We start from the raw sequence: 25348 nt of genomic DNA on the forward strand, positions 1-25348 counted from the left end.
GATTTTAGTATTTCAGGGACACTTCCCTGCTCATTTCAGCTTTGGCATCACCTTTCAGTACTGCCGTAATCTTATACCTGTAAATATTGCCTAACATTATTTCATCGTCCACCGACTGACGGGCAGTCCCGTCTACCGTACGGTAAAGGATATACGGCGCATCGTTTTTAGCGCGGTAAATACGGTACTGTTTTACATCCGGCTGATCATACTCCCAGGATAACACCACCTGCCTCTTCTCCGTGTCCACTATTCCTTTCCAGCTTTTCACCGCCGGGCGCCTGCCTGTTTCAAACCAGATATCGCCGCTGATATCTTTGGATTTATTACCACTATCGTCCGATACCACCAGCTCATAAAAGTACGTATTGCCGAGCACCAGCGCAGTGTCTGTATAGGACTCACGCAGACGGGCTGTGTCCCATACCGCCACTTCACGGCGACTGCTGTCTTTGGTATTGATACAATAAAGCGTGTATTTCACCACGTCTTCACTGGCACTGTTATGCCATTGGAGCACTGCGGCTTTAAGGCTGTCGGAACGCAATGCTTTGGTGAATACCGGTGCGGAAGGCGCAATGGTGTCCGGCCGCTTCAGCATCAGCGCCGGCGTATAGGCGGAAGTGTTATAGTTCCTGTCCAACGCTATCACCTTGTAGTACACTTTTGACGTCAGCGTATGCAGGGTAATCGTATCTGTAAAAGCCGGTGCAGCAAGAATTTCCTGCGTCACCTCCATAAATTCTTCTTTGGCGCTGTTGCCTCTGAACACACGATAACCTTTCAGGTCTTTCTCTGTGTTGTTATCCCACTTCAGCGTTACTACACCGGTAGAATCCACAGTGCCGGCCAATCCCTTTGGCATGTCCGGCGGAATGCTGTCTATCAGTTGCGCGAAATAAGGGAATGAATAAATGGCCTTGCCTCTTTTGGTGATGCCTTTAATCTTGTAATAGTTGGAGTTCATGGGCTTGGGGTCGGTGTAACTGTACACCGGCGCCTTGTCTGTTTTAAAGGTAGCGATGGGCAGAAACGGGCCGCTGCCCTTCTCCGAGCGGGTTACCACAATGGAAGACAGGTTTTTGGCCAGATCGCCCGGTAACAACCAGCGTAATTCAATCTTTTTATTTTCTATGACGATGATAGTGTCCATAACAGGCCTTTCTGCTACTGCCGGGATACCCATTCCCATCACCACCTGCGAGTACGGGCCATATTCCCCGAAAGGCGTGATACCTTTCACGCGGTAGTAATATTTAACGTCATTGTCAGGCAGCGAATCCTGGTAATAGGAAAAGCCGGCAGCATCGGGCGCTGTAGGCAGTACCGGCAAATCGCTCACCGGTTGAAATGTTTTTCCGTCGGTGCCGCGCTCCACCACATAGGCAGAATACATGCCCCGGTTGAAGTTGGTCAGCCACCCGAGTGTGGCCGTGCTGTCGGCGCAAACGATGGCCAGTTCAGGCGGCCGCACCAGCAGCACGGTTTCGTTGAGCGCGGTTACCACAATGGCGGTATCGATGACGAGGTTCTTCGGTTGCTGCGCGACGCTGATACGGTAGGCATACCGCTCTCCGGGGCGGACGGTGCTGTCTTCCAGGAAAAGGCCGGCAGCCCTGGCGGTGGCGGTGGACAGGTCGCAGCTCAGCAGCGCCATGCTCATGCGCCAGTCGTTTTGGCTCTGGTTTTCAAACCAGGAACCGATGCCTTCTTCCGGCTTCACTTTTTTCCCTCCTTCTCCATAGATCAGTTCCGCGATGGCAGCTATGCGCTCATCCTTACGGGCGGCGGCTTCCATCTGCTGCAGGGAATAAGGTTTCAGCGGTTGCGCCGTTAGTACCACCGGTTTAGGGTTGGGTACCAGTACGCCATTGACAGACGTTGTAAAACGCTCTACCGTATAGCCGTACTTGTTACCGATCTCCCAGGCGATATATCCGGCGGGCGACCAGCGCAGCTGGATGTTGCCGGGCTTGGGATTTGCTATACCCACAATACGGTGCTCACTTTGCTGTTGCTGCGCACTGGTATGCAGGTAGCCCATCAGCAACAAACTCACAGATAACAAACCGGTAAAAAGTTGACGGTACATCGATATTATAATTTATAGTAAATGCTTCGTGTAATGGTAGATGTTATATTGTTTTTGCCTGGCAGCCGGTATTGCAGCTCTACCGGGTAGAACTGGTTGCCCTGGAGGTCGGGAAACAGCGATGTCATCAGCCTGCTGATAGCCGGTGTTGGCTGTCCTCCGCTGATATAGTAGCGGTTTGCCTTGTTGAGCAACTCGTGGTAGTCGTCGTTGGCCACAAAGGAAACATAGTACATAAAGCGGCAGCGGCCGGCCTTTGAAGGCGCATAGCCATCGTTGATATTACCGTCTTCCAGTTTATAGCCAGCGATGTCATTGTTGTACAGTCTCACCGCTTCCAGTGGCGGTATGCCTCCGGTCACGTTCAGATCGCGGGTGATATTGATAGACGGATGGAACGGATAATTGTTGTACAGCAGCGGCATCAGCTGATTTTGCAGCCAGCCGTTGTTGGTACCCGCACGCAGGGTCACCAGGGGTTTGGTGGAGAAAGCGCCGTCGCCTTCCAGTTCAAATTTGTCGAAGGTTTCTTCCGCGTCAAAACGCTGGCCGATCACACTGATGTAATTGGTGGCCACATCGAAGAGGTCCCGCGCATCGGTCATGGCATTCATCTTTTCAGCGAACGTGCCGTAGCGGCTGGTGCGGAAGTTATAGCTGATCACTTCTTTGGTCACTGCGGAGCTGGCGTTGCCTTTCAGCATTTTCTGGGAGAAGGTGGTGGTGTCCCCTTCTTCGCTGATGGTCGTGGTGTTTTTGGTCACCACGTTATTGGCTGCCGCTTCTCCGTCGAGGGAAGCGCGGTTGATATTAAAGCTATAGATAGTCTCGCGGGACAGGTTGGCCGGAATATCAAAACCTATTTCTGCGGTGTTTTCTGTATAGGATACCGGCACAGCAGTTGACTGGCCCTGTGCAGTGGCCATAGCGGCATCGACTTTCCACTTCTTGCCGGAATTATCAACTTCCGCAAACAGGTAAGGCTGGCCGCGTTTTAATTTAATATAGCCTTTACCGTATTCTCTTGTCAGCAGGTTGTACTGGCGTTTTACCGGGTAAGCATACGCTACGTTCTCCCAGGGAATATAGTCAGGCGCTTCGCCGGTAGTGAAAGTAGCGGCTTTTGTTTCATAATCGATGTTATGGCCGTTTTTCAGCGCCTCCCAGCTGCCACCGTTCTGCCGGTCGATATGCACTTTGGCGGAAGCCGTGAGCGTGCTTTTCGGCGGGAGGATGTCACGCAGGGTGAGCGAAGCGGAAGAACCGTCAGCAGCCAGTTCTGTGGTACCTCTGATCTCGGTCTGTTCTTTCATCAGTTTCAGTTCATCCAGCTGAATACGGTAAGTGGCCACTTCATCAAATTCATTCATCATGCTGAACGGCTTGCCTACGGCCATATTGAATGCCACCTGCGGAGTGGCGAACACGCTGACGTCGTTGTTTTGGTCACCTGGTTTGATATCGCTGATCACTACTACGTTCAGTTCTTTGGCGCCAACCAGTTCACATTGCGATCCCAGCTCTATTTTGATGTTGGCCGTACCTTTGATGAGGCCGCCCAGCACGGCATATTTAACGCCTACCATACCGCGGAACCAGCTGGGGTTAGGCAGTTTAGCCTGGAGCAATACCGCTGCCGACAGTTTGGCGATGGAGAAGCCTCTTTTCTTTCCGAATACTTTCACGCGGATACCCACATCTCCTTTCACAAACACATAAGCCTGGCCCGAAGCGTACCAGCCGTTGAAACCGATAATGCTGTTGCTGCCTTTACACCTTGCCTCGCCGTAGTTGCGCAGCAGGATGTCTGTTCCGGCGCCGAGGGCAAACTCGCCATATACGCCGAAGTCGAAGGAAAAACCGGCCCTGAAGTGCGCGCCGAAGCCGAAGCCACCGCCTTTGCTCATGGTATTTTCCATGGCCATGAAGTTGGTGTTCACGTTATCAAACACTTCGCTTACTTCCTGTGGCACCGGTGGCATGTCTTCCACCTTGCTGCCCATCATGAAGTAGGTTTTTATTTCCGCCAGTCCGAGGATATTAAGGCCGAACATCTGCGACGGGCGGCCGATATAGAACCACCATTCGTTGGGCGCCATATGGAAGGCCGCTTCGCCCACCAGGCCGTTTTCATTGATGCCCCGCAGGACACCGGCAATATTGATATAGGTTTTGAAGCTGGCATCGTAGGTGCTGTTCACGTTATCATAACGCATTTTGAACTTCACCCATACCGGCGCCGAAGCATCTTCTTTTGCCTCATCTTTGCTTTTGGCTTTCAGTGCCTGATGTACCACATACCCTGCACCGTCGAACTGGGCGTAGCGGAAGCCGCCGTCCGTGCCGAATTGTACTTCCAGCGCCACGTTGGCGTTGACCACCATTTCCTGTACAAACGCCAGTGATACGCCGCCGATGAAGCCGAGGCCGGCATCACGGGTAGGCACATACGGGAATATTTCAGATACGTCTTTCAGACCGCCTTTTTGGTCCACCGCATTGCGGGACTCATACGGATCGAAGTTGGAAGGCCGTTCCATATGATAAGACATACCGCCCATAAGACCAGTGATCTGCAACATGCCGATGGGGATGGTTACACCGATGTAGGCGTCCACATGCCAGTAGCGGTAGTCGTCTTTGGAGCCGAAATAGGCGTTGGCCTTGGCTTTAGGAATAGGTCCGGGGATGGAGAAGTCCAGCATGCCGCGGAAACCGTTGCCATACACCGGATGATCATCGAAGATGGTGAGGATGCCATGCATGGAAAACGCCATCACTTTTACGGTGAGCTCTATGTCGTTCACCGCTACCTTGTCGAGTTTCCAGCGGGTCCTTGTTTTTTGTATTACAGAACCATCAACAGTGACGGATTGTGTTTCTTCCTCCTGTGCTGCCGTTACCACGAAAGATGTTTTACCGCTGAAGCCCTTGTCGCTGGAGTTCATGAAGTTAAGCCTCACGGTGGCGCCTATACCGATTTTTCCTTCAGAGATACCGATATGGATATCGTCAAATCCTATCGGGAACCCGCCTACTTTGGAGGTAGAAGTATCCGTATTCGTTATATCGAAGGTACCGCTGTGGACATAAGGTCGCTGGGTAGACAGCGTCAATTCCTGGAAACTGATATTATTGATATTCAGCAGGCGCTGTTTCAGGGACACTTTACCGTTCAGCACCGCCATCGGCACAAAGTCTTTTTCTGTTTTGGTGATCTGGATACGGCTGTTTTTGTTGAGCGTGATCTCTCCTGCAAAGAACGGGTACTTTTTATCTTCTGTGGTCCTTAAGGCGAAAGAATAATAAGTATCGCCGCCGCGCATGCTCACGGAGGCATCGTAGCCCAACGGGTCTTTGCCGAGGAAATCCACCTGTAGCAGGCCGGCCAGCTCTCCGCCATTGAGTTTGTTCTTGCTGAAGGAGAGCCCGATCTTATCAACGGACAAAGGCCATCCACCGGCGCTGGCATCGCCAAGCGGGAGAATGTTTTCAGCCGTGATGGCGCCACTGACGCCCTGATCGTCCAGGATAAAATTAGTGACAGACACTTTGGGGCGTCCTTTTTGGGTGGCCAGTTGTTGGGGCAGTCCTACTTCCAGTTCCTGTAAATAAAAGCCTCTCCACAACAGTGGGTTGCCCGGGTCAGTCAGCATATCGCCGGTAACGTTCAGCCCCGTGGGATTGGCGATATCGCTCATGTCCACGGTGGCGTTCTTCACTTTAAAGCTGAAATCTTTCAGGCCGTTGATATGGAAAGCAGGGATGTCTACACTGGCCATAATGTTGTTAAGATCATGCACATTCACCTGCATGGCTGCACGTAGTTTGTCGGAAGCCTTGTCTTCCGGTTGCAGCCAGCCTTTATCAAACTCGAAGATACCGCTGAGGTTAGCAGCACGGAAGCCGTTGCAGTCCCACTCTACGTAGTTGGTGCCGTCGCCGGGGAATATCAGATCGAGGTGATCATTGATAGGGATGTCTTTTTGTTTGAGCAGTACCAGTTTGGTAGAGCCGGAGGCCGCAATGCCTCCTGGCGTAAAGGCTACGTTTTTCGCTCCGAATATCAGTTCACTGTTGGTACCGGGAAAAGTAAACCGGAAATAAGCGTTGAAATAAGCGCCGGAAGGTGTCATGCGGGCGCTGTCTATTGCGATGACATAAATTTTTCCGTTGATCTCCCTTACCAGTCCTACCGGCAGGCTGCCCATCTCTTCTGCGCTCAGCGCATTCACATATCGGCCTTTGTCTTTGATGTTTTTAAAAACGCCTTCCACATAGTCCACCACATCTGCTTTTTGGGCAGTGTCGGCCATGGGCGATAGATACGAAGAATCAGTGACAGCAGCATAACCGGGTTGAAGGCATAACAGTAGCAGCGCCAGCAACCATAGCGACAGTGCAGGGACAGGGTTAGGGATATTCTTGAACATTGGTCAACGGGATAGGCCCTTAAAAATGTTTATTTCACGGTATTGCCTCAAATATATATTATTTTTTATAATTAAACATTTTTTTAATCCGTACAATAAATGAGAGCGTGATTTACAGACCAGGACTGACGTTAGGCCCGCAATCATGCAACAGGGAGATCTTAACCCGGGCGATGTTTTTGGAATTACGATCTTGTTAACGTATTTTTGACGCAAAGTAATTTTCCAAACAAATGAGCGGTATACGGTACATCAAGGGAGATGCCACACAGCCTGTTGGCGACGGCAGCAAAATCATTGTCCATATCTGTAATGATATCGGGCGTTGGGGAAAAGGATTTGTAGTGGCAGTATCCGCCCGGTGGCCGGAGCCGGAAAAACAATTCCGCGAATGGTATGCTTCGGGGGAAGGATTTGCCTTAGGCAACGCGCAGCTAGTGGCGGTGGAACCGCACCTCTGGGTGGCGAATGTGATTGGTCAGCATAAAATCACCAACGCTAAAAACAGCCTCCCTCCTGTCCGTTACGAAGCTATACAGGAAGGACTGCGGCAGGTAGCGGATTTTGCGCGCACACATAAGGCGACGGTACATATGCCGCGTATTGGCTGTGGCTTAGCCGGCGGCACCTGGGACAAAATAGAACCGATCATCCAACAGGAGCTGGCGGATAAAGGTATTGAAGTAACAGTGTATGATTTCAACTAGGGGTTCCCGTTAGTACTGCTTTCCGGCCGTCAGCCCAACAACAGGCGACAAGTATCAACAGCCCGCAAAAAAGCATAACGCCTACGTACATAGGTATACCCTACAGGTAACAGTTATTATTTACCGTTGACAAGTTTTGTGATCAACGCTGTAAAACTCTCTGCATATAATTCAAACGCCCATTTACCCTGACCATGTTCCGCAGTATATACCGGCGCATCGCCGTCTTTCACCGCCGAAAGGTCCAGGCAGTAAGGATCAGCGCCGTCATCGCCGATCACCAGCAAGTGCGAAGGCCAGTCTGCCAGGTTTTCGCCGGTAACGGTATTATAAGCGTAACCTCCCTGCCGCTCCGCCAGTTCATGGGCGCCATACAGAAAAAGACCCTCTACAAAGTCCGGCCCGACAAGGGTTACTTTCAGCGGGGAATAGTATTGCAGAAAAGTAGCATACACTTCAGGCAATGCCCAACGGTCCCGTATATACGATATGTCTTTTTCATCGGCCATTACGAGCCAGTCAGACGGGTTAGCGTGGTCTTTATTCTTACGCCGTTTTTTCTCCAGCTGTTTGTCCAGTTTGGCCATCAGTTTCTCGAAATCATTGCCTGGATGGAGCAGCGACGGATGCACCTGTGGCGGCGCATATCCCGCGCCATCAGGGTATCCCTGTTCCTGCCAGGCGATCAGTTCATCCAGCCGCAACTGCTCCGGCTTCCAGTAGCCAGGGTCTGAAGGCAGTTCTCTGTCAAACGGCTGACGGCTGTACATCGCCAGGCTTTTAACTGCCTTGGCGCGCTTCTCTGTGGGAAGGTTTTCATTGGCGGCCAAAGCCACGAGTGCGGGATAAGCCTCGCGGCCTGCGGTTTTCAGCAAGCCATCTGTTGCCCGGTAAGCGAGGGCCGGTTCGGTGACGGCCCACTCAAAAAAAGACCGCCAGCTATTTTCCGCAGGAGCTACAAGTTGAATAATATCTGTCATCAGGAAAGCACGCCAGTGCATCAGGCGTCCTTCACGGACATAACGTACCAATGCTTCGATCACCGCTTGCCGGTCTTTGCCGGCATAGCTGCGAATAAGTTTATCTTTCAGCGTAGCGAACTTATTGCCATCTGTTTCCGCAAACAAAGTATCGATCAGGTTAACTAAAGTATTGCTCATGTGCCGCAAGGTACAACATTATCAAATGTCTGCACGGCGCATGGCCTGCTCGATGTCCGCTCTCAGGTCGGCCACGTCTTCAATGCCGACAGACAGCCGCAACAGATTATCCGCAATGCCCAGCTCCTCCCGCGCAGCAGCCGACAACGCGCGATGTGAGGTGGTGGAAGGCTGACAAATAAGACTCTCCACCCCGCCAAGGCTCAGCGCCGGCCTTATCAGTTCCAGGTGATCGAGGAAAGCATTTAGCTTATCAGGCGTGGTATTCAGCTCAAAGGACAACATCCCGCCGAAGGCGGTCATCTGATCACAGGCCAGCTGGTAATCGCGATGGGTGGGCAATCCGGGATAAAACACCTGTCCTACTTCCGGGCAGACAGACAGATACTCGGCCAGCGACAACGCATTGGCATTATGCTGTTGTACCCGCAATGCAAGTGTCTTAAGGCTTCTCTCTGCCAGGTAGCATTCCTGCGGCGCCAGCGATCCGCCATATGTTCTGGCCGTGTCCATGATCCTGTCATGATGTTCGGCATGTGCAGATACCAGCACCCCGAAAGGCAGGTCGTTATGGCCGCCCAGGTATTTGGTACCGCTGTGTACCACGATATCAATACCAAGCAGCAACGGCTGCTGGTTCAGCGGCGTGGCGAAAGTATTGTCTACAATGGTCACAATGCCACGGCTGGCTGCCAGCGACGCGATGGCTTTTAAAGGCACGATGCTCAACAGCGGATTGGCCGGTGTTTCGAGGTAAATAACTTTGGTATGCTTCTGCAGTTGCGCTTCAAATTCTGCGAGCGTATTGCCGGCATAACTGCAACGGATACCCCGTTTGGGCAGCTCCTGTTCCGCCAGCTTCCAGGTGCCGCCATACAGGTCTCGCGAAAACAGCACATGATCGCCCTGCTGGGCAAATGATAGTATGGCGGTGGTGATAGCCGCCATACCGGAGCTGTAAGCCATGCCCCAGCTGCCTTTTTCGAGATTGGCGACTATCTGTCCCAGCCGTTGCTGATTGTATGTCGAATAAAAACCCGGATACCGCATAGCATCGGTATCCGTATAGGCGTATGCTACCGCGGGCATCACAGCGGCGGTAACGGCTCCATCGAGGGTACCGGAAAGGTCCAGCGGATGCACACATAAGGTGCCGGTGTTTTTCATGGCTACTGCTTTTGGTTCTCCCTAAAATTACCCAAAAGGGCAAAGGAAAGCAAACAGCCGGGAAATTACTTTTGCTGCAAGGCCTGTAACTGCTGCTCCAGCACGCGCTGCCTGTCTTTCAGCGCGCTCATGTCTGCTTCCAGCTTTTTGCGCTGTTGATTTTCCTCCAACAGGTACAATGTCAGCTCTTCCACTTTTTTCAACAGCGCTTTATTCATCTCCCCTACGTCCTGTCCTTCTTTTTCCACGACTGCCGCCGCTGGTATTTCCGAAAGATGACCATTGGTCTGGATATAATCTCCCACTTCCTGCAAGGGGGGCAGTTGGTAGTCTTTATGGAACACATAGTCAGGCCAGCCGGTAGCGGTCACTTTTATTTTCTGTGCGGTAATAGTGCCTGCCACCGCCAGTTTGGACTGTGGCGTACGGGTACCAATGCCAACATCGCCGTTCATAGTGGCAGCGATAGCGACTTTGGCGGAGGCAGCATCATACGGATTACCAACAAAAAGGTTCCATTCGTTGGTCATAGGCATCAGTCCCACAGGAGCAGCTGTATTTCCTTTCGCGCTCAGGGGCACCCAGCTGTCGGTGAAGTTGACGGAACGAACTTTAATATCCACTTTTATGTCTGACGCAACACCCCAGGTGGCCATCGCCCTAACCCGGAAACGCGTATTTCCATATTGAGAATTTACGTCGATTGCAAAACTTTCAACTGCTGATTCAACATACCCTCCTTTGTTGATACGGCCGGCTTCCCGCCATACATCAGGGTTAGCATGAGACACACTCACCAGGAACGTGGCCGCAGCGGCAATGTTGCCACGTGTATACGAAATTGACACCTCATAATGCCCCGAGGCACCGGCATTGGAAGGAACTGCTTTCAGAAACTCTACATAGTCGCCCACTACATAATTACCGGGAAAGGTGACGGAAGTAACATAAACATCATTGCTCTGCGCGCGGGCACCGGAAAAAATTAACAAAAAAGCTAACACTGTTAGCGCACAGTACAGGGATATTTTTTTCATATAGGATTAAAAGGATTTTTGTAAAGATAACCGCTTTTTCCCTTCATTATCCAACAACGTACTATCTACCGGGTTACCAGAGCAAATGATCTTCGCTTTGGGAAGCGCCAGCAATGGCCTCAGGTCCTTTACCCTGTTGTTGGAGATATCAGCTTCCTGCAATGCAGGCATACAGTGGATAAAACTGATTTCCTGTAATTTATTCCCTTTTAGGTAGATGGTAGTAAGATGGTTGAGTAATGTTGTACACGTAATACAGGTAAGATTGTTAAATGTGGCGGAAAGGTTTTCCAGTACAGGGAATGCTGACAATGAAGGAAGTATTGTTAAAAGGTTATCCCCCACCCGGAGATTTTTCAACCGGGGCATAGAGGGGATATTCAATGCCGTGATCATGTTATGGGTGAGATCCAGCTTCTCCAAGTCCATGAAGCCCGACAGAGTAACCGGCCCCTTGATTTTGTTGTTACTCAGGTCCAGCTGCTGCAGTTTTTTGAGCTCCGTTATGGGAGAAATGTCTGTAATACTACAGCCGGGCAATGTTAGTATCTGCAAATCAGTTTTGCCTTTCAGGGGCAGTAGATTTTTGACAGGCAACGGCTCGCCGCCATACCCGATCAGCAGTACCCGGAGATGACGCATGGGCTCAATGCCCGCCAGGCTAACCAGTTTATTTTGCCGGGCATCGAGGTATTGAAGCTGTGTAAGACCACGAAGGGCTGTCAGGTCTTTTATTTGGTTGTCACTGATATTGAGGTGGGTCAGTTCTTTCAGATTCATCAACGGGCGTAGGTTAGTGATAGCGCCGCCGTATTTTCGGTTGGAACCGTTTAGGTCCAAGTATTTCAGGTGAAGAGTGTATTTCAGTTGCTGGAAAATGACATCTTCCTCTTTATGGTTGATATCCAGCGAATCGGTTTTCAGTAGTTCAGATAACGGCGTATGCTGGCCTTCGATGGTGAAAAAATATATACCGTTTTCCTGTATCACCTCCCCTGCCGCGATAGCCCTGGACAGGTCTATTCCCGCTTTCAGGTATATTTTACGCAGACTGTCCTGAGCCATGCCCAGGTGACTGAATAACATTAACAGAAAAACGATCGCGTTTTTTTTCATCAATTTTTTTTAGCCGGAGCTACCGCTGGCGCTCCTTCCTTTTTGGCACCTGTCTTGTCGCCAGCTTTGGGCATGGCTTCTTCGGGCGCCAGTTCATTTTTAAGTTTTTCTCCTTCCGGATCTTTCATCTCCACCATTGTACCAGTGGCTTCATCTTTTTTTGTTCTGCTTTCAGATAAGAGCTTCAGGTTTTTGATGACGATATCTTTCTGGGATTTAGTCCCGTTAGTATGTAAGTTACGATAATGTGTAAATACTTTCAGCCCGTCGTCCAGGCGGGCCCTTTTAATGAATTCATTCCTTTCCCCCAGGTGTTTATAACCACCGTTTACTTTCAGGGTGGTCAGTTTAATATCGTCCTGGTCCGCATAGGTGGCCAGTATTTTAGTAGTAACAGCCCAGAACACTAAACTGATGTTCCCCAATGGAAAAGGAAGTCCGGGTATATAAAGACATAGTTAGTAATTTAGGTAATTCGATCTGGGTAACTAAGCCTGGCGGCTAATCGTTTACCTAATTTAAGGGAATTTTGCGGTTATTCCAGAACTATTTTTTGACGGCATTAGCTTTTGCCTTCAAGCCAGTTCTTGAATTCCGCCACCCTCTCACGGCTAATAATAACATCAGTATCAACATAAGGCGCTAATTGAAGAATTAATCTGCTATTGTAATAAGTCGTTATTTTTTTGATGGCATCAATGTGAATGATAAACTGCCGGTTGATCCGGAAAAACACGTTGCGGTCCAGCATCTTCTCTATCTGGTCCAGCGAATAGTCCAGCGGAAAACGTTGGTTCGTGACCGTAGTGGCCACTGTCATCCCTTTGGAAAAATGCAGGTAAGCGATGTCCTGTGCTTTCACATATACCAGCTGATTATTGATCTTGCCGATAAAGCGGGTACTGTTACGTTTCATGAACTCTTCGGCGAGCTGCTCAATACTGATGGCCGTAGCGGCGGAAGGCCGGAAATGTTCATACTTTTGCAACGCCCGCTTCAGCTCTTCTGCATCTATCGGCTTCATCAGGTAGTCGATACTGTTCACCTTAAAAGCCTGCAATGCAAAACCATCATAGGCGGTCGTGAAGATAATGGGCGTATTTACTTTCACCTGGCTGAACATTTCAAAGCAGTTGCCGTCCGACAGCTGGATGTCCATCATCATCAGGTCTGCGGCAATGCCCTGCTCCAGCCATTTGACGCCCTCCGCAACAGATTCTATCACGGCCACGACTTCTATCCGCGGATCGTACTGGCGTAACAGTTGTATCAGGCGTTCGGCATTATGCATCTCATCTTCAAATATGACTATCTTCATGTGGCAGTTATAATCGGAATTTTTACAATGAACATATCACCAGCCTGCAATACTTCAATTCCCTGTTCGCTGATCAGCGCGTAGCGCTTCTGTATGTTCTCCAGTCCTATACCGGAGGATATCTCCGTGCTGGCTTTGCGACGGATATGATTGGACACCACCAGGCATCCGTCTTCATGTTTAACGTTGATCACCAGCGGATCAGCAGAAGAAAAACGGTTATGTTTGATCGCGTTTTCGATGAGCAGCTGCAACGACACTGGTGGTATCATTCCTTTACTGCGTACTTTTTCATCGATGTCGATCCCGAACTGTATGCTCTGCTGATGCCGTATGCGCATCAGGAAGAGATAAGACTCCAGGAAATCCAGCTCTGTTTGTATGGTGACAAGGTTCTCAAATTTTTTATCGAGAATATAACGATAGGTCTTCGCCAGCTGTGTGATATAGTCAGCCGACAGGTCCGGGCTTTTGTACACCAGGTTGGTCAGCACGCTCAGCGAATTAAAAAAGAAATGCGGGTCTATCTGGTTCCGCAGCGCGTCGTACCGCGCCTGTATATTCTCCCGCTTCAACCGCTCCGCCTGCACCTGGTACTCTTTCCAGGCGGTATAATAATAGATGATGCCGTTGAACGTCAGTATCAGCAGGTAAAACATGAAGATACCAAAGTTGAGATCATAGCTCAGCCGCTTAAAACTCTCCCATGCTTCATAACGGTGAAACAGTACGATGTCGGTGACTGCATAGAGGAAACCGAAACCAATAGCGGCCAACATACCATACAATACCAATGCACAGCACAGGAGCGTCAGCCGGCGGGAAGCGCTGCCGCCTCCTATCCGCTTTTCCAGCACCCGGGCCAGCCACACCGCCCCTTCCCATACGATCAGCCCGAAAACCACGTATACCAGACTGAAGGTCCACCCCCTCACGTCCATCACCCGCAAATCATTCACAAACGTGTGGTCAAAAGATTTGAAGATAATGCTGAAAGTGAACAATACCAGTATCCTGGACAGATACAGGAACAGCTTGCTGGAGAATAAAGGTTCGTTTTCCTGGAAATTCATAATATACTGTACTCCTAAAAATAGTTATTTTCCCGAAACCAGTTGAATGCGCCGCTGACGGCATCTTCAATCGGTGTATATCTCACCTGCAGCTCCCGTTCTGATTTTTTTCCTGAATAATAATTGTCGATGCACAACAGGTAAGCCGATGTGTAATTCAACTTACTGTGAAACCGTGTAAACCGCTGCAGGAGTGATCCTGCCATGCCACCGATCTTCAGCGCCACCTTTGGAATACGCACCATCAATTTCTTTTCTCCCGCCACCCGGTTTACCAGGGCAAAAAACTCCCGGTAACTGAGGTTATGCCCGGCCAACAGATAACAGTCGCCCGTTTTACCATAAATGATCGCATTGATGATTCCCCGGCACACGTCCTGTATATGCACGAAATTTTTTCCTCCCGGAGGATAAAACAGCACTTTCTTACCCAGACCGTACAACAGCAACTTGCCCGAACTGGGCTTCACATCGCAGGGGCCGAGCATAAAAGTGGGATTGACCACCACTCCCGGCAGCCGCGATGCTGCCACCTGCTCCAGCACATATTGCTGTGCAAGGTATTTGGTATTGATATACCCCGAATTGGCGTTGAACAGGGTGAAGCCGTTCAGCTCACTGCCCGGATGCAGGCGGCTGCCCGGTCCGATGGTATTGGCGGTGCTCACGTAAATGAACCGTTCCACCTTATGCCGGATGCAGGCTTCCACGATATAACGCGTACTGGTGTAGTTGATCCGTTCGTATTCCTCAAAAGGGATGTCCCACTGATCGGTGATACAGGCCGCATGCACCACGATGCTGCAACCGGCCACCGCGGCCATCACATCGTCCGGATTATCGATATGCCCGTAGTACACTTCACAGGGAATATCGGCAATACCTTTCAGATCTGCGGTCGGCCTTATCATCGCCTTGATGTCATATCCCTGCCGGTATAGTTCCCGGGTAAGATTGGAGCCAAGGAAACCGTTGGCGCCTGTCACTAGTACTGTCTTCATGTTTTTGCTCAGATGGTAAATTGTATTTCCTTTTTCACTTCTCTCGACACCAGTTTCAGTTTGAATGACAACGGCAGCAGCTGCATCAGGGTGTGATTGATGCGGTTCATCAGCCCGGGGATGATCACCCGGCATTTGCTGAACGTTCCTTTCAGCGCGATGGCTGCTATCTCCGATGTGTTCAGCAGTCCCATTTTACCTTTAAAGCCCTGCCCGATGATCCTGCGGGAGGTATGTGAATTGGTCATGATAGGCCCGGGATACACTACGCTCACAAACAAACCGGTGCCGGACAACTCTTCTCTCAACCCCAGGAAAAAAGAAGAGATGAAAGCCTTGGAGGCTGGATATACCGTTTTATAGGCAATAGGCGTGAATGCCGCCATGCTGGCGATATTCATGATATAACTCTCTTTGTGCTGCAACAGGTGCGGTATCAGCATCCGGGTAACGATCACGGTGCTACGGATATTCAGCTGGATGATACTGTCTATCCGTTCCAGCGAAGTGTCCGTGATAGCGGACGTTCCGCCAATGCCGGCGTTGTTGACCAGGAAATCCACCTGGTATTGAGACATCACTTCCTCCAGGGTTTGTTGCAATAAAGTGGTATTGGTCATATCGAATTCAAAAAAACGGACATCCACCCCATATTCCAGCTCGAGGCTCTCTGCCAGGGAGAACATATTACCTCCCGGCAGTGCCATCAGGATAAGGTTCCGGCCCATTGCAGCACATTGCCGGGCAAACTCTTTTCCCAATCCTGAACTGGCCCCTGTGATCATTGTGTACTTTGCAGGTTTCATCATATGATTGTTGGCTTTTAGTCGTCAAAACAGCGCTCACTGTTTTTGCTCATATTACCGGACACAAAAATGCAGTAGCGCGAGGCTACTGCAAATGAATTTCCTTCGAGTTGAGGAAAAAAGGCCATGAGCCGTCAGACCAGCTTTTCAGCCGGCGTGAGCTTCTGACCAATACCGCCGTCTACCAGCAGCTCTTCACCAGTGGTGAAGGTAGCGTCGAAAGCGAGGAACAGCACGGCTTTGGCCACTTCTTCGGGGGAACCGTGGCGGCCCATCGGGGTAAGGATATCGCCGGTTTTGCGGAAAGCGGCCCTTTCTGCTTCGGTGGCGTCGGTCACCCCCATGGTAGGCGTGTCTATAAAACCGGGGCTGACAGCATTCACGCGGATACCTTTAGGCAACAGTTCCGCGGCGAAGTTTTTCGCGAAAGCCCGCAATGCCGCTTTGGTGCCGGCATATACGCTCATCCCCGCATAACCGGAACTGTCGGCCACAGAGGTGGTGAAAACAATTGACCCTCCGCGGCTGATCAGCGGCACCAGCTGCTGCACGGTGAAAAAGCTGCCCCGCGCATTGATCGCAAAAGCCTGGTCATAAGCTTCCGGGGTCACGGTGTCCAGCATGGTCAGGGAGGAGATGCCCACATTGATATACAGCAGGTCGATAGCGCCCAGTTTCTCCCGGACAATAGCGCCCAGCTCTTTGATATCCGCCATGCTGGCGGCATCGGAGACAATGGCATGCGCCCTGTCGCCCAGCGTCCGGCGGACAGCCTCCACATTGGCGGGATTGCGGCCTGTCAGCAGCACAGTAGCGCCCTCTTCGAGCAACATTTTCACGGTTGCCAATCCAATGCCGTGCGTTCCGCCGGTGACTACCACTTTCTTTCCTTCGTATTTACCTGGTTTCATGTTACTTGTTTTTGTGTTGAATTGATTTGCTTTGAATGTGTTTGCTGTTCGTTTTTTGACAACACAAAGTGACGCCGATAAAGGGAAAGAGTCAAGAATGGCAATTATCTTCGGATACGGATAATTTTTTCCGTATACTCCGTTTGCGGAAATAGGGATAAATTTGTCAGTGTATAAAAACCGAGACGATGTACGAAAAGAAGATTCCCAAAAACTTTAGCTGTGGCATGGCCGTACTGATGGAAATTATCGGCGGCAAATGGAAATCCTATCTGATTTATCTGATCAACAACGATGTGAGGAGACCTGCCGACCTGCAACGGGCCATCCCTTCCGCAAGCCGCCGGGTGCTGGACCTCCAGCTGCGGGAACTGGAATTTCACGGTATCATCAAAAGAGTGATCTATCCGGAGATGCCGCCTAAAGTGGAATATTTCCTCACTCCTTTCGGTGAATCGATGTTGCCCGTGGTGGCTGCTATGGAAGCGTGGGGAGGAGAATATATGGAAACTTTCCGCCAGCTGATGGAAAGCAAAAAGAAAAGCATCCTTACAGACGGTGAATCTGTGGAAATAAAACAGGAACCCGTAATCCGGCGCCGCCGCACCCTGGCAAAAGCAGTATAGGCGTCTATTCCACTTCCCTGACGGCAGAGAGGCCGACCGGCAGGTAAACGGTGAAGCGGGTGCCTTTGTCTACGTTGCTCTCTACGGTGATCGTACCGTTGTTCTGTTGGGCGAACTCTTTACAGAGAATCAGTCCGAGGCCTGTTCCCCGCTCCCCGCTGGTGCCGTAGCCAGGGCTCTGGTTATAGGAGAACAGGTTTAACACCTGCGTAGGCGGCATGCCCGTGCCATGGTCTGTAATGCTGATGCCTACCTGTGCGCCCGCCATCTGGGCTTTCAGCTCTATCACACCACCGGCATAACTGAACTTGAGCGCGTTGCTGAGGAAATTACGCAGTATCACCGATACCTGGTCCTTATCGGCATACAACATCAGGTCGTCCGGAATACTGGTCTCCACCGTAATGCCTTTCTGCTGGATCGTCATCTCAAAAAAATACAAGACCTCGGTGGCCAGCGGTCCCAGGTAAAAATTAACCGGCTGCGCCTGAATACCTTTCATACTACGGGAGCTCCAACGCAACACATTATCCAGCGAGCCTCCCAGCTGGGATATCTTTTTATGCAGGATGGCCGCTGCGTCTTCCATCTCATCTTCCGGGTACTCTCCTTTGCGGAACATGTCCAGCAGGATTTCCAGCGTGGCCAGCGGACTGCGGATGTCATGCGCCACAATGGAGAAAAGTTTCTCTTTGTCTTTGTTCATAGTGGCCAGCGCCTCCCGCTGCTTTTCTATCTCCGCCTGATAATCTGACTGGATATGTTTGAAAAAACTCAGGGCCACGATGATAAAAACAAGGGACGTGGCTATATTGGCCCATACCCGTACCCGTGGCACGGGTTCTGCCAGGTACCAGTGCTGCGGCATCAGCACAATCAGCAGGAAAGCACCAATGATCAGCAGTCCCAGACTGGCATTGAGCCATTTATTGTCATACACCAGCAGGCAGCTGATGAGGATATTGAGCAGGAAATATTCCGCGCCGTTGTGAAAGAAAAGACCTGTAACGGTGTATATCGCCACGCTACAGAGAATGGCCACCATGCGGGCGCTGAGATAACGCTGCTTCCAGTGCAGCCATAATACAAATACGTTGATAGAGCTGGTCAGCAGGTTAAAGACGGCCAACAGGTAGCGGCCCTGACTACAGTTCAGAACAGCGAAAAACAGCATAAAGGGAATGCAGGGAATGGCCAGCAGGTTCAATAGTTTGGTACGCCGGGATTCAATAAAGGGCATCAGCGGACTTACGCCAACATTGACGATATAATTCCACGCTCGCAGTGTAAGTTGGTATAGATAGCCAGAAAGACCCTTATGCATAGGACTGCAAATATACCGCGAAAATCGGCTTATCAAGCAGTCCCTAGCCTTCTTTTCCGGCGGGCCACAGCATGATGTCCAGCAACACCGCAGCCGTCAGCAGCAAGATAAAGAGAATGATCCTGAAGGCCAGTACCACGCCACCCACCTCATTTTCCCGGTATTGATGCCAGGCTTCCACCACTTTTCCGCCGTATTTTACGATCAGCACAGCTTCGATGACGAGAAAAACCAATATTACTGTCCATTCAGAGTAAGGATGCATAGCGCTTGCGTTATTTGTTTTGGTGATCCCAGGGCTGAAGCCCTGGGTTAAGATGTTATTGAGGCACATTCGTCCTCTTCATACTGAACAGCCTGAAACACAATGTAGCCCAAGGCTTCAGCCCCGGGACACTATAAAGATTGGCGTTTCAGCTCCTCCACGGCGTGGTTGGCCGCCCTGGCGGTAAGCGCCATATAGGTAAGGCTTGGGTTCTGGCAGGCGGAAGAGGTCATGCAGGCGCCATCGGTCACGAATACGTTTTTCACGGCATGTACCTGGTTCCATTCGTTGAGCATGGATGTTTTAGGGTCTCTGCCCATGCGGGCGGTCCCCATTTCATGGATGGCCATACCGGGATAGGAATCGCGGTCGAACGGCTGTACGTTTTTCAGGCCTGCTGCTTCCAGCATGGCGGCGGCTTCGCCGGCCATGTCCCTGCGCATTTTCTTTTCGTTGTCTTTGAATTCGCAGTTGATCTTCAGTACCGGCTGGCCCCAGGCGTCTTTCACGGTATGGTCAAGGCTGACCATATTTTCTTTATAAGGCAGGCATTCGCCAAAGCCCATCAGTCCCATCTGCCATGGGCCGGGTTCTGAGATATAATCTTTAAACGCGCCGCCTACGCCCAGTTCGGCGATACCTCTCGCCCATCCGTTACGGCTGCTGTAGCCGGTATAACCGAAACCGCGCAGGTAGTCCCGTTTGTCTTTACCTACATTGGCAAAGCGCGGGATATAAAAACCGGCGGGGCGCTGGCCGTGGTAGTATTTATCTGCAAAGTCTTCTGATATGCCGCTGGCGCCGGCATGGAAATGATGGTCCATCAGGTAATGGCCCAACACGTCGTTATCATTGCCCAGTCCTTGCGGGAAGCGGTTGGACGTGGAGTTGAGCAGCACAAAGGTGCTGGCCAGCGCGGAAGCGTTGAGGAAGATGATCCGGGCGTGATACTCGGTCATCCCCCTGGTGTGTTTGTCGATGACGCGCACGCCGGTGGCTTTGCCTTTCTTTTCGTCGTAGATGATACTGTTGACCAGGGAGTCTGTCAGCAGGGTAAGATTGCCTGTTTTCACCGCTGCCGGCAATGTAGACGCCTGTGTGCTGAAGTATGCGCTGAAGGGGCATCCGCGGGAGCAGCGGTCGCGGTACTGGCATTTGTTGCGGTCGCCGATGGCCTGTGTGAGGTTGGCGGTGCGGAAGATGGTCATGCGCCTTTCGGGGAAGGCCGCTTCCAGCTTACCTTTCACATGTTTTTCAAAGCAGTTCATTTCCATCGGTGGCTGAAACACGCCGTCCGGCAGGTGTGGCAGCCCTTCTGCCTGTCCGCTGATACCAGCGAAGGCTTCCACATGGGAATACCACGGGGCCAGGTCTTTATAGCGTATCGGCCAGTCGATACCGATGCCTTCTTTGAGATTGGCTTCAAAATCCAGGTCGCTGAGGCGCAGGGAACCGCGGCCCCACATGATGGACCGGCCCCCCACGATGTCAGCACGCTGCCAGTCGAACCGCTTTTCTTCGGTGTACGGGTTGTCGCCGTCTTTCATCCAGTAACTATGGTTGAATTCCGTGTAAACTTTCTCCCGGATAAGATATTGATGGTCTTTTTTCTGCCCGTTGGTAAGCACGCCGCGGTGGGGCACTTCCCAGGGCGCGGCGGTAGCCGTTTCGTAATCCTTTACATGTTCCAGCTGACGGCCCCTTTCTATCATCAGCACTTTCAATCCTTTTTCACACAGCTCTTTGGCTGCCCAGCCGCCGGTAATACCGGAGCCTACTACTATCGCGTCGTATGTATTGGCCGCTTCGGCCTTCAGGTTCAGATTGATCATTCCACGGAATTTACTGGCAGGCCGAAAAATAATAAAATATTCATACAAACCTAACAGAAAAGGGACGACCGGAAAGCCATGCAGATGATCTGCTTCTTTCTTTCAGCGCCATACGCCGACTGAAGCACAGTGATTTGATGGGGTCATTTATCGCCTTTCAGTTTTACCACCACCCCGGGCTTGCCGCTCTTTATGCCATATTGCTTTTTCAACGCGGCTTTATCGAGAATAACAATGCTGGCGAAAGTCTCCGCGGTAACTTCGGCGAGAGACGATTCAGGCTGATGGGACAAGGGTTTTCCTCTTAGGATATATATCACTCCGCTGTCAGCATCCGGCGACGGTACCAATTTACGGTAAGCCTCATCCTGGCTGAAGATGTTCCAATAACGGTGACGTACAAACTTTTTTGTTTCGATAAAAATGGCACCCTTGCTGCCCACCAAAATTTTGTCTGTGGAATGCATTAATGTCGTCACACGGCTAATATTGCCGGAGGCAAATACCTGGTCCAGGTCGGGCACCAAAACACTGTCTACATAATAATTCGCGGACGCTGTCAAGTCCAGCCCGGATTCCGCAGGATGGCAGCCATAAACAAGATCGATGCCGGCGATAGGCTTTTTTCTATAGTAAGCGTCATCTATGGGATATAAGGGCTTCCGGCTGTAATCTTTTTTTACATAAAACTGAATCAGGCTGTTAGATAGTATCAGGTAATCACTACCCGGCCGGGACATCCACATCCATCTGTTTACCAGTTCAGGATACATCCGGAGCACATCGGCGGCCTTCAGGCGCCGGACATCAATCGCTTTTCCATCCGGTAGTTTGCCTTTGAAATCAGGTGTAAGCCGGATTTTGGCGATATAGCGGCTGTTCCGTTCTGTTTGAAAGATCATGCCCGGGTACCTGGCAGTAATATATCCTTTGCCATATTCATAACTACTGTCCGGGCGGAGCGCCTTTCCCGGATACTCCATTTCTGTCACTTTTACTGGTTGCAGGGCATTACCGGCCTTTTCCAGATCATCCAGCGTGGTATAACAAAGACAGACACCGGCAACGGTCCGCTCGGGTTTATCAAGTGAGGGTTGTTGAGCATACACGGTACCGCTGGCAAGCAGCATACCGAAGAGCAGGGGTAACCTTATGGCGGGCATGGGAAATGCGGTTTCACTAAAGATAAATAAAAGAACCGCAACAATCAGACGACTGTGCGGCTTTTTTCACTTTAAACCAATTACTACTTTGGTGGGTACTGCATAAGAGAATTTTCAAAAGAATATTGGGGTACAACAAACAATGGGAATTACTGATTAAGACGACGCTAATTAGTAGTTCGTATGGCGGAAGGAAAGCAGCGTTAAGGCTGTAAGCCCTTGTCATACACCGTGTTAAATGATGGTCAGACAAAAGCTGCCCTCTCTTCGGAAACAAAATTATCGTGATTACCGACAGGCGAATAGTACAAATGCGACATTTTTTTTATTGGTTCATCATCCGGTGAAGACGGATCGTGTTCTCCAGGGAGGTCTCGTCCAGGATGGAGGGGGTGATGCCAGCGAACTCCTTAAAATCACGGATAAAATGCATCTGGTCATAGTAGCCGCTCATATGCGCAATGCGCGTCCAGGTGGCTTCCGGATGTAGCTCTTTCAGGTGGTAGGCCTTACAGAAACGGATCAGCCGCGCATAACGTTTCGGCGACATACCCGTACGCTCCACCACTTTACGCTCAAACTGCCGTACGCTCACACAGGCGTCGGCAGCGAGCTTTTCGATGGTCATATTTCCGGCGTTCGCCACCAGGTTGGTCATCACCAGATCTACCGGCAGCAAAGGCTTAAGACGGGACAGTTTTTTGAGCAGGTAGGTTTGCACGATACGGACCATCAGGTCCCAGTCATCCGTATTCTCCTGTAACTGTTCATTGATTTCCTTTATTTCATTGCCCAGCAGCATACTGGTATCGAAGTCCTGTTCCTGCATTTCCGTCATGGGGATATTGAGCAGCCGAAACAATCCCCCGGGCTTAAACGCCACGCCCAGCGCCAGGTGATGCCGCCCCAGGTCCAGCATTACGGAGCGTTCCAGCGGTCCTACCGTCAGTGACACCGACTTGGTCTGGAAATCGTTGCTGTATACCCGCAACACCTTAATAGGGTCTTTGATATAAAACATGATATACCGCTGATAGGCAGGCACAAAACGGTACATATTGGAAAGTTCCGGTGATTTGGCAAAATCAGCTTCATAGATAGTGATGTTGGCAACAACGTCCTGCAGCGCAGGGTGTGGCGTATAGGCTTTCATGCGTGGGTTCATCTTCCTCAGTTTTATAGGTTATTTATCGACCGGCACTCCCAACTAATGCCCGCCATCAAACAAATGTAAACATTCACCTTCATAGTACGATACCGTGCCGGGCTATTCAGAAAACACCAGCCAGGGGTAAAATTCGCCCTAAAAATACCGGAAAATTTGAAGATCTTGGCCTCCACATCAATCGTTTGCTTATGTCTTCGAGAAGAAATTTCCTGCTGCAGGCCTCCCTTGGACTGGCAGCCACCGGCCTCACGCCTTTGCTGTCAGCAGCACGCCCGGCAACACCACCACCGGCGAAAGACCGTTTGTCCATCGGCATAGCCGGATATACCTTTTTCAAATTCAAAGCCGACCAGGCCATCGCGATGATGCAACGGGCCAATATCAGCCACATCTCCCTGAAAGATGTCCACCTGCCGCTGCAAAGCAGCCCGGAGCAGATAGCAGCCGTACTCTCACAGTTCCGTGACGGCGGTATCAACGTGTACGCCGTAGGCGTGATCTATATGAAAACGAAGCAGTCGGTAGACGATGCCTTTGCCTACGCCAAAAAAGTCGGGGTGCCCATGATCGTCGGCGTACCCACGCCCGAACTGCTGGACTATACAGAACAACAGGTAAAACAATACGACATACGCCTCGCCATCCATAACCACGGCCCGGAAGACGCACTGTACCCCGGCCCGCGCAATGCTTGGGAACATATCAAAAACCGCGACGCGCGCATGGGCCTCTGCATCGATATCGGCCACGCCACACGCGCCGGCGAAGATCCGGCCAAAGCAGTACTGGCCTATAAAGACAGGGTATTTGACCTGCACCTGAAAGATGTGACGGTAGCCTCCAAAGAGGGCAAACCAACAGAAATAGGCCGGGGCGTCATCAACTTCAGCAGCTTCGTCAACGCGCTGGATAAAATACGCTACAAAGGCATCTGCAGCATTGAATACGAAAAAGACATGAACGACCCGCTGCCAGGCATCGCCGAATCGGCCGGCTATTTCAAAGGCGTGGTCAATGCCGTAAAATCATAGTCCCCGGGGCTGAAGCCCTGGGCTACGTTGTGTTTTAGATTCCTTTGAGGGCAACGTAGAAAATTTTCGGTCTGGTTTCTTCTTATGAACCACCTGAAGAATAACAGAACGGCCCGGATACCATTAGATTCAGACTGACCGGGTGGGCAAAAATAAAATTTTCAGGTCCATTAGTTGTTTCCATACAAAACAGCCTGAAACAGAACGTAGCCCAGGGCTTCAGCCCTGGGATTGCGCAATATATTCATTCCGGCGATGCAGGAATAGACAACAACGGCACAGGAGAATTGTACGCCAGTTCCTTGGAAATGCTTTTATGGAAGATGGAAGAGATAAACGAATGTTTTTTAGGCACGGTCACCACCAGAGAGGCGTGATGCTCTTTCGCAAACTCCAGCACGCTGTCAGCGATATGCGTGCCGGTCACATAATGGAAGGCCGGATTGTACTTTTCCAGGGTATCATGCAGCAGCGTGATTTCATTCCTGGTATTATCAGAATATTTATCGGCTGCGGGCGGTTCCACATTGACGATATGGACTTCCGGACGGAGCAGGTCGAGGAAACGATGCAGCTGTTCCAGTGAGGCTTTGGAGATATTCTGCAGGTCGGTGGAGAAAACAACGCTGCTGATCTTTTTCCCTACTACAGCCTCCTGCGGCACGACCAGCACCGGGTATTCACTTACTTTCAGCACCTGTGAGGTATTGCTGCCCATAAAAAACTGTTGCAGCCCCGTCTTGCCTGCAACGCCCATTACGACCAGGCCTATATTTCTTTCACGACAGAGCTTGTTCAGTTGGTCAGGCAGATATGCGTCTTCTGCCAGTAGTTCATACTTTACGTTGGCATCGGTCATCATGCGCAGCTGGTCCTGCAGGGAGGCCAGTTTCTCCATATGCTCCACATAGACCAGGTTCTCCACCTGTGGCGCGGGCACCGGTATATCGGAGCCCTGTACCATCGTGCGGTAAGCATGGTAGAGGATCAGGTTTTCCACGCCAAGCAAAGGCGCCAGGCTGGTAGCATATTCCGCCGCACGAAAGGCGGCATCGGAAAAGTCGGTTAATATAAGTATCGATTTCATGACATCTTCATTTTCAGGTGTGGTGAAAAAA

General features: G+C 50.9%; 21 protein-coding genes. 3 read left to right on the plus strand and 18 right to left on the minus strand.

Annotated features, from left to right (window positions below; all coding sequences use genetic code 11):
* Positions 1-4: 4 nt before the first annotated feature.
* Together ACTJJS_RS32000 and ACTJJS_RS32005 are read right to left on the minus strand one after the other, a co-directional pair.
* Positions 5-2092: a fibronectin type III domain-containing protein gene (locus ACTJJS_RS32000; RefSeq protein ID WP_440667961.1), complete on the minus strand. Its 2088-nt coding sequence runs from the start codon at positions 2090-2092 to the stop codon at positions 5-7.
* A gap of 5 nt (positions 2093-2097) precedes the next feature.
* The gene (locus ACTJJS_RS32005) at positions 2098-6525 is read right to left on the minus strand and encodes a hypothetical protein (protein WP_440667963.1); all 4428 of its coding nucleotides are present in this window, start codon (positions 6523-6525) and stop codon (positions 2098-2100) included.
* A gap of 233 nt (positions 6526-6758) precedes the next feature.
* Between ACTJJS_RS32005 and ACTJJS_RS32010 the strand changes: the two genes are divergently transcribed.
* Complete coding sequence (locus tag ACTJJS_RS32010; RefSeq protein WP_440667965.1) at positions 6759-7232, plus strand: macro domain-containing protein; 474 nt, start codon at positions 6759-6761, stop codon at positions 7230-7232.
* Between the two features lie 116 nt (positions 7233-7348).
* On the opposite strand, the gene ACTJJS_RS32015 is transcribed toward ACTJJS_RS32010, so the two are convergent.
* From ACTJJS_RS32015 to ACTJJS_RS32060, 10 genes are all read right to left on the minus strand, one after another.
* A complete protein-coding gene (locus tag ACTJJS_RS32015) occupies positions 7349-8392 on the minus strand; it encodes an SMI1/KNR4 family protein (RefSeq protein WP_440667967.1) in 1044 nt (347 codons plus the stop codon).
* 21 nt (positions 8393-8413) lie between these two features.
* On the minus strand, positions 8414-9559 hold the full coding sequence (locus ACTJJS_RS32020) for a trans-sulfuration enzyme family protein (RefSeq protein WP_440667969.1): 1146 nt from the start codon (positions 9557-9559) through the stop codon (positions 8414-8416).
* Between the two features lie 65 nt (positions 9560-9624).
* A complete protein-coding gene (locus ACTJJS_RS32025; RefSeq protein ID WP_440667971.1) occupies positions 9625-10596 on the minus strand; it encodes a hypothetical protein in 972 nt (323 codons plus the stop codon).
* 6 nt (positions 10597-10602) lie between these two features.
* Positions 10603-11712, minus strand: a complete 1110-nt coding sequence (locus tag ACTJJS_RS32030; RefSeq protein ID WP_440667973.1) for a leucine-rich repeat domain-containing protein — start codon at positions 11710-11712, stop codon at positions 10603-10605.
* On the minus strand, positions 11712-12119 hold the full coding sequence (locus ACTJJS_RS32035; RefSeq protein ID WP_440667975.1) for a hypothetical protein: 408 nt from the start codon (positions 12117-12119) through the stop codon (positions 11712-11714). The genes ACTJJS_RS32030 and ACTJJS_RS32035 overlap by 1 nt, the downstream gene beginning before the upstream one ends.
* Before the next feature lie 155 nt (positions 12120-12274).
* Entirely contained in the window at positions 12275-13030 is a 756-nt protein-coding gene (locus ACTJJS_RS32040) for a LytR/AlgR family response regulator transcription factor (protein ID WP_440667976.1), read from the minus strand.
* The gene (locus ACTJJS_RS32045) at positions 13027-14103 is read right to left on the minus strand and encodes a sensor histidine kinase (RefSeq protein ID WP_168873394.1); all 1077 of its coding nucleotides are present in this window, start codon (positions 14101-14103) and stop codon (positions 13027-13029) included. The genes ACTJJS_RS32040 and ACTJJS_RS32045 overlap by 4 nt, the downstream gene beginning before the upstream one ends.
* A gap of 14 nt (positions 14104-14117) precedes the next feature.
* A complete protein-coding gene (locus tag ACTJJS_RS32050; RefSeq protein WP_440667979.1) occupies positions 14118-15104 on the minus strand; it encodes an NAD-dependent epimerase/dehydratase family protein in 987 nt (328 codons plus the stop codon).
* An 8-nt stretch (positions 15105-15112) separates the two neighbouring features.
* A complete protein-coding gene (locus tag ACTJJS_RS32055; RefSeq protein WP_247655046.1) occupies positions 15113-15913 on the minus strand; it encodes an SDR family NAD(P)-dependent oxidoreductase in 801 nt (266 codons plus the stop codon).
* A gap of 131 nt (positions 15914-16044) precedes the next feature.
* A complete protein-coding gene (locus ACTJJS_RS32060) occupies positions 16045-16821 on the minus strand; it encodes an SDR family oxidoreductase (RefSeq protein WP_440667981.1) in 777 nt (258 codons plus the stop codon).
* 188 nt (positions 16822-17009) lie between these two features.
* On the opposite strand from ACTJJS_RS32060, the gene ACTJJS_RS32065 reads away from it, so the two are divergent.
* Entirely contained in the window at positions 17010-17447 is a 438-nt protein-coding gene (locus ACTJJS_RS32065) for a winged helix-turn-helix transcriptional regulator (RefSeq protein ID WP_168873391.1), read from the plus strand.
* A 4-nt stretch (positions 17448-17451) separates the two neighbouring features.
* Here the strand turns inward: ACTJJS_RS32065 and ACTJJS_RS32070 are convergent, their stop codons facing one another.
* The 5 genes from ACTJJS_RS32070 to ACTJJS_RS32090 form a co-directional block, all read right to left on the minus strand.
* Positions 17452-18771, minus strand: a complete 1320-nt coding sequence (locus tag ACTJJS_RS32070) for a sensor histidine kinase (protein ID WP_440667984.1) — start codon at positions 18769-18771, stop codon at positions 17452-17454.
* Between the two features lie 43 nt (positions 18772-18814).
* Positions 18815-19036 carry a hypothetical protein gene (locus ACTJJS_RS32075; protein WP_440667986.1) on the minus strand — a complete coding sequence of 74 codons (222 nt, stop codon included), beginning with the start codon at positions 19034-19036 and terminating at the stop codon, positions 18815-18817.
* Between the two features lie 131 nt (positions 19037-19167).
* Complete coding sequence (locus ACTJJS_RS32080) at positions 19168-20868, minus strand: GMC oxidoreductase (protein WP_440667988.1); 1701 nt, start codon at positions 20866-20868, stop codon at positions 19168-19170.
* A gap of 143 nt (positions 20869-21011) precedes the next feature.
* The gene (locus ACTJJS_RS32085; RefSeq protein WP_440667989.1) at positions 21012-22031 is read right to left on the minus strand and encodes a hypothetical protein; all 1020 of its coding nucleotides are present in this window, start codon (positions 22029-22031) and stop codon (positions 21012-21014) included.
* Positions 22032-22356: 325 nt separating this feature from the next.
* Entirely contained in the window at positions 22357-23196 is an 840-nt protein-coding gene (locus tag ACTJJS_RS32090; protein ID WP_168873386.1) for a helix-turn-helix domain-containing protein, read from the minus strand.
* A 191-nt stretch (positions 23197-23387) separates the two neighbouring features.
* On the opposite strand from ACTJJS_RS32090, the gene ACTJJS_RS32095 reads away from it, so the two are divergent.
* Positions 23388-24230, plus strand: a complete 843-nt coding sequence (locus tag ACTJJS_RS32095; protein WP_440667991.1) for a sugar phosphate isomerase/epimerase family protein — start codon at positions 23388-23390, stop codon at positions 24228-24230.
* Positions 24231-24474: 244 nt separating this feature from the next.
* On the opposite strand, the gene ACTJJS_RS32100 is transcribed toward ACTJJS_RS32095, so the two are convergent.
* Complete coding sequence (locus tag ACTJJS_RS32100) at positions 24475-25317, minus strand: universal stress protein (protein ID WP_440667993.1); 843 nt, start codon at positions 25315-25317, stop codon at positions 24475-24477.
* Positions 25318-25348: the final 31 nt, after the last annotated feature.

The organism is Chitinophaga sp. 22308 (genome assembly GCF_052045305.1).
In the GTDB taxonomy this organism is placed as follows: domain Bacteria; phylum Bacteroidota; class Bacteroidia; order Chitinophagales; family Chitinophagaceae; genus Chitinophaga; species Chitinophaga varians_A.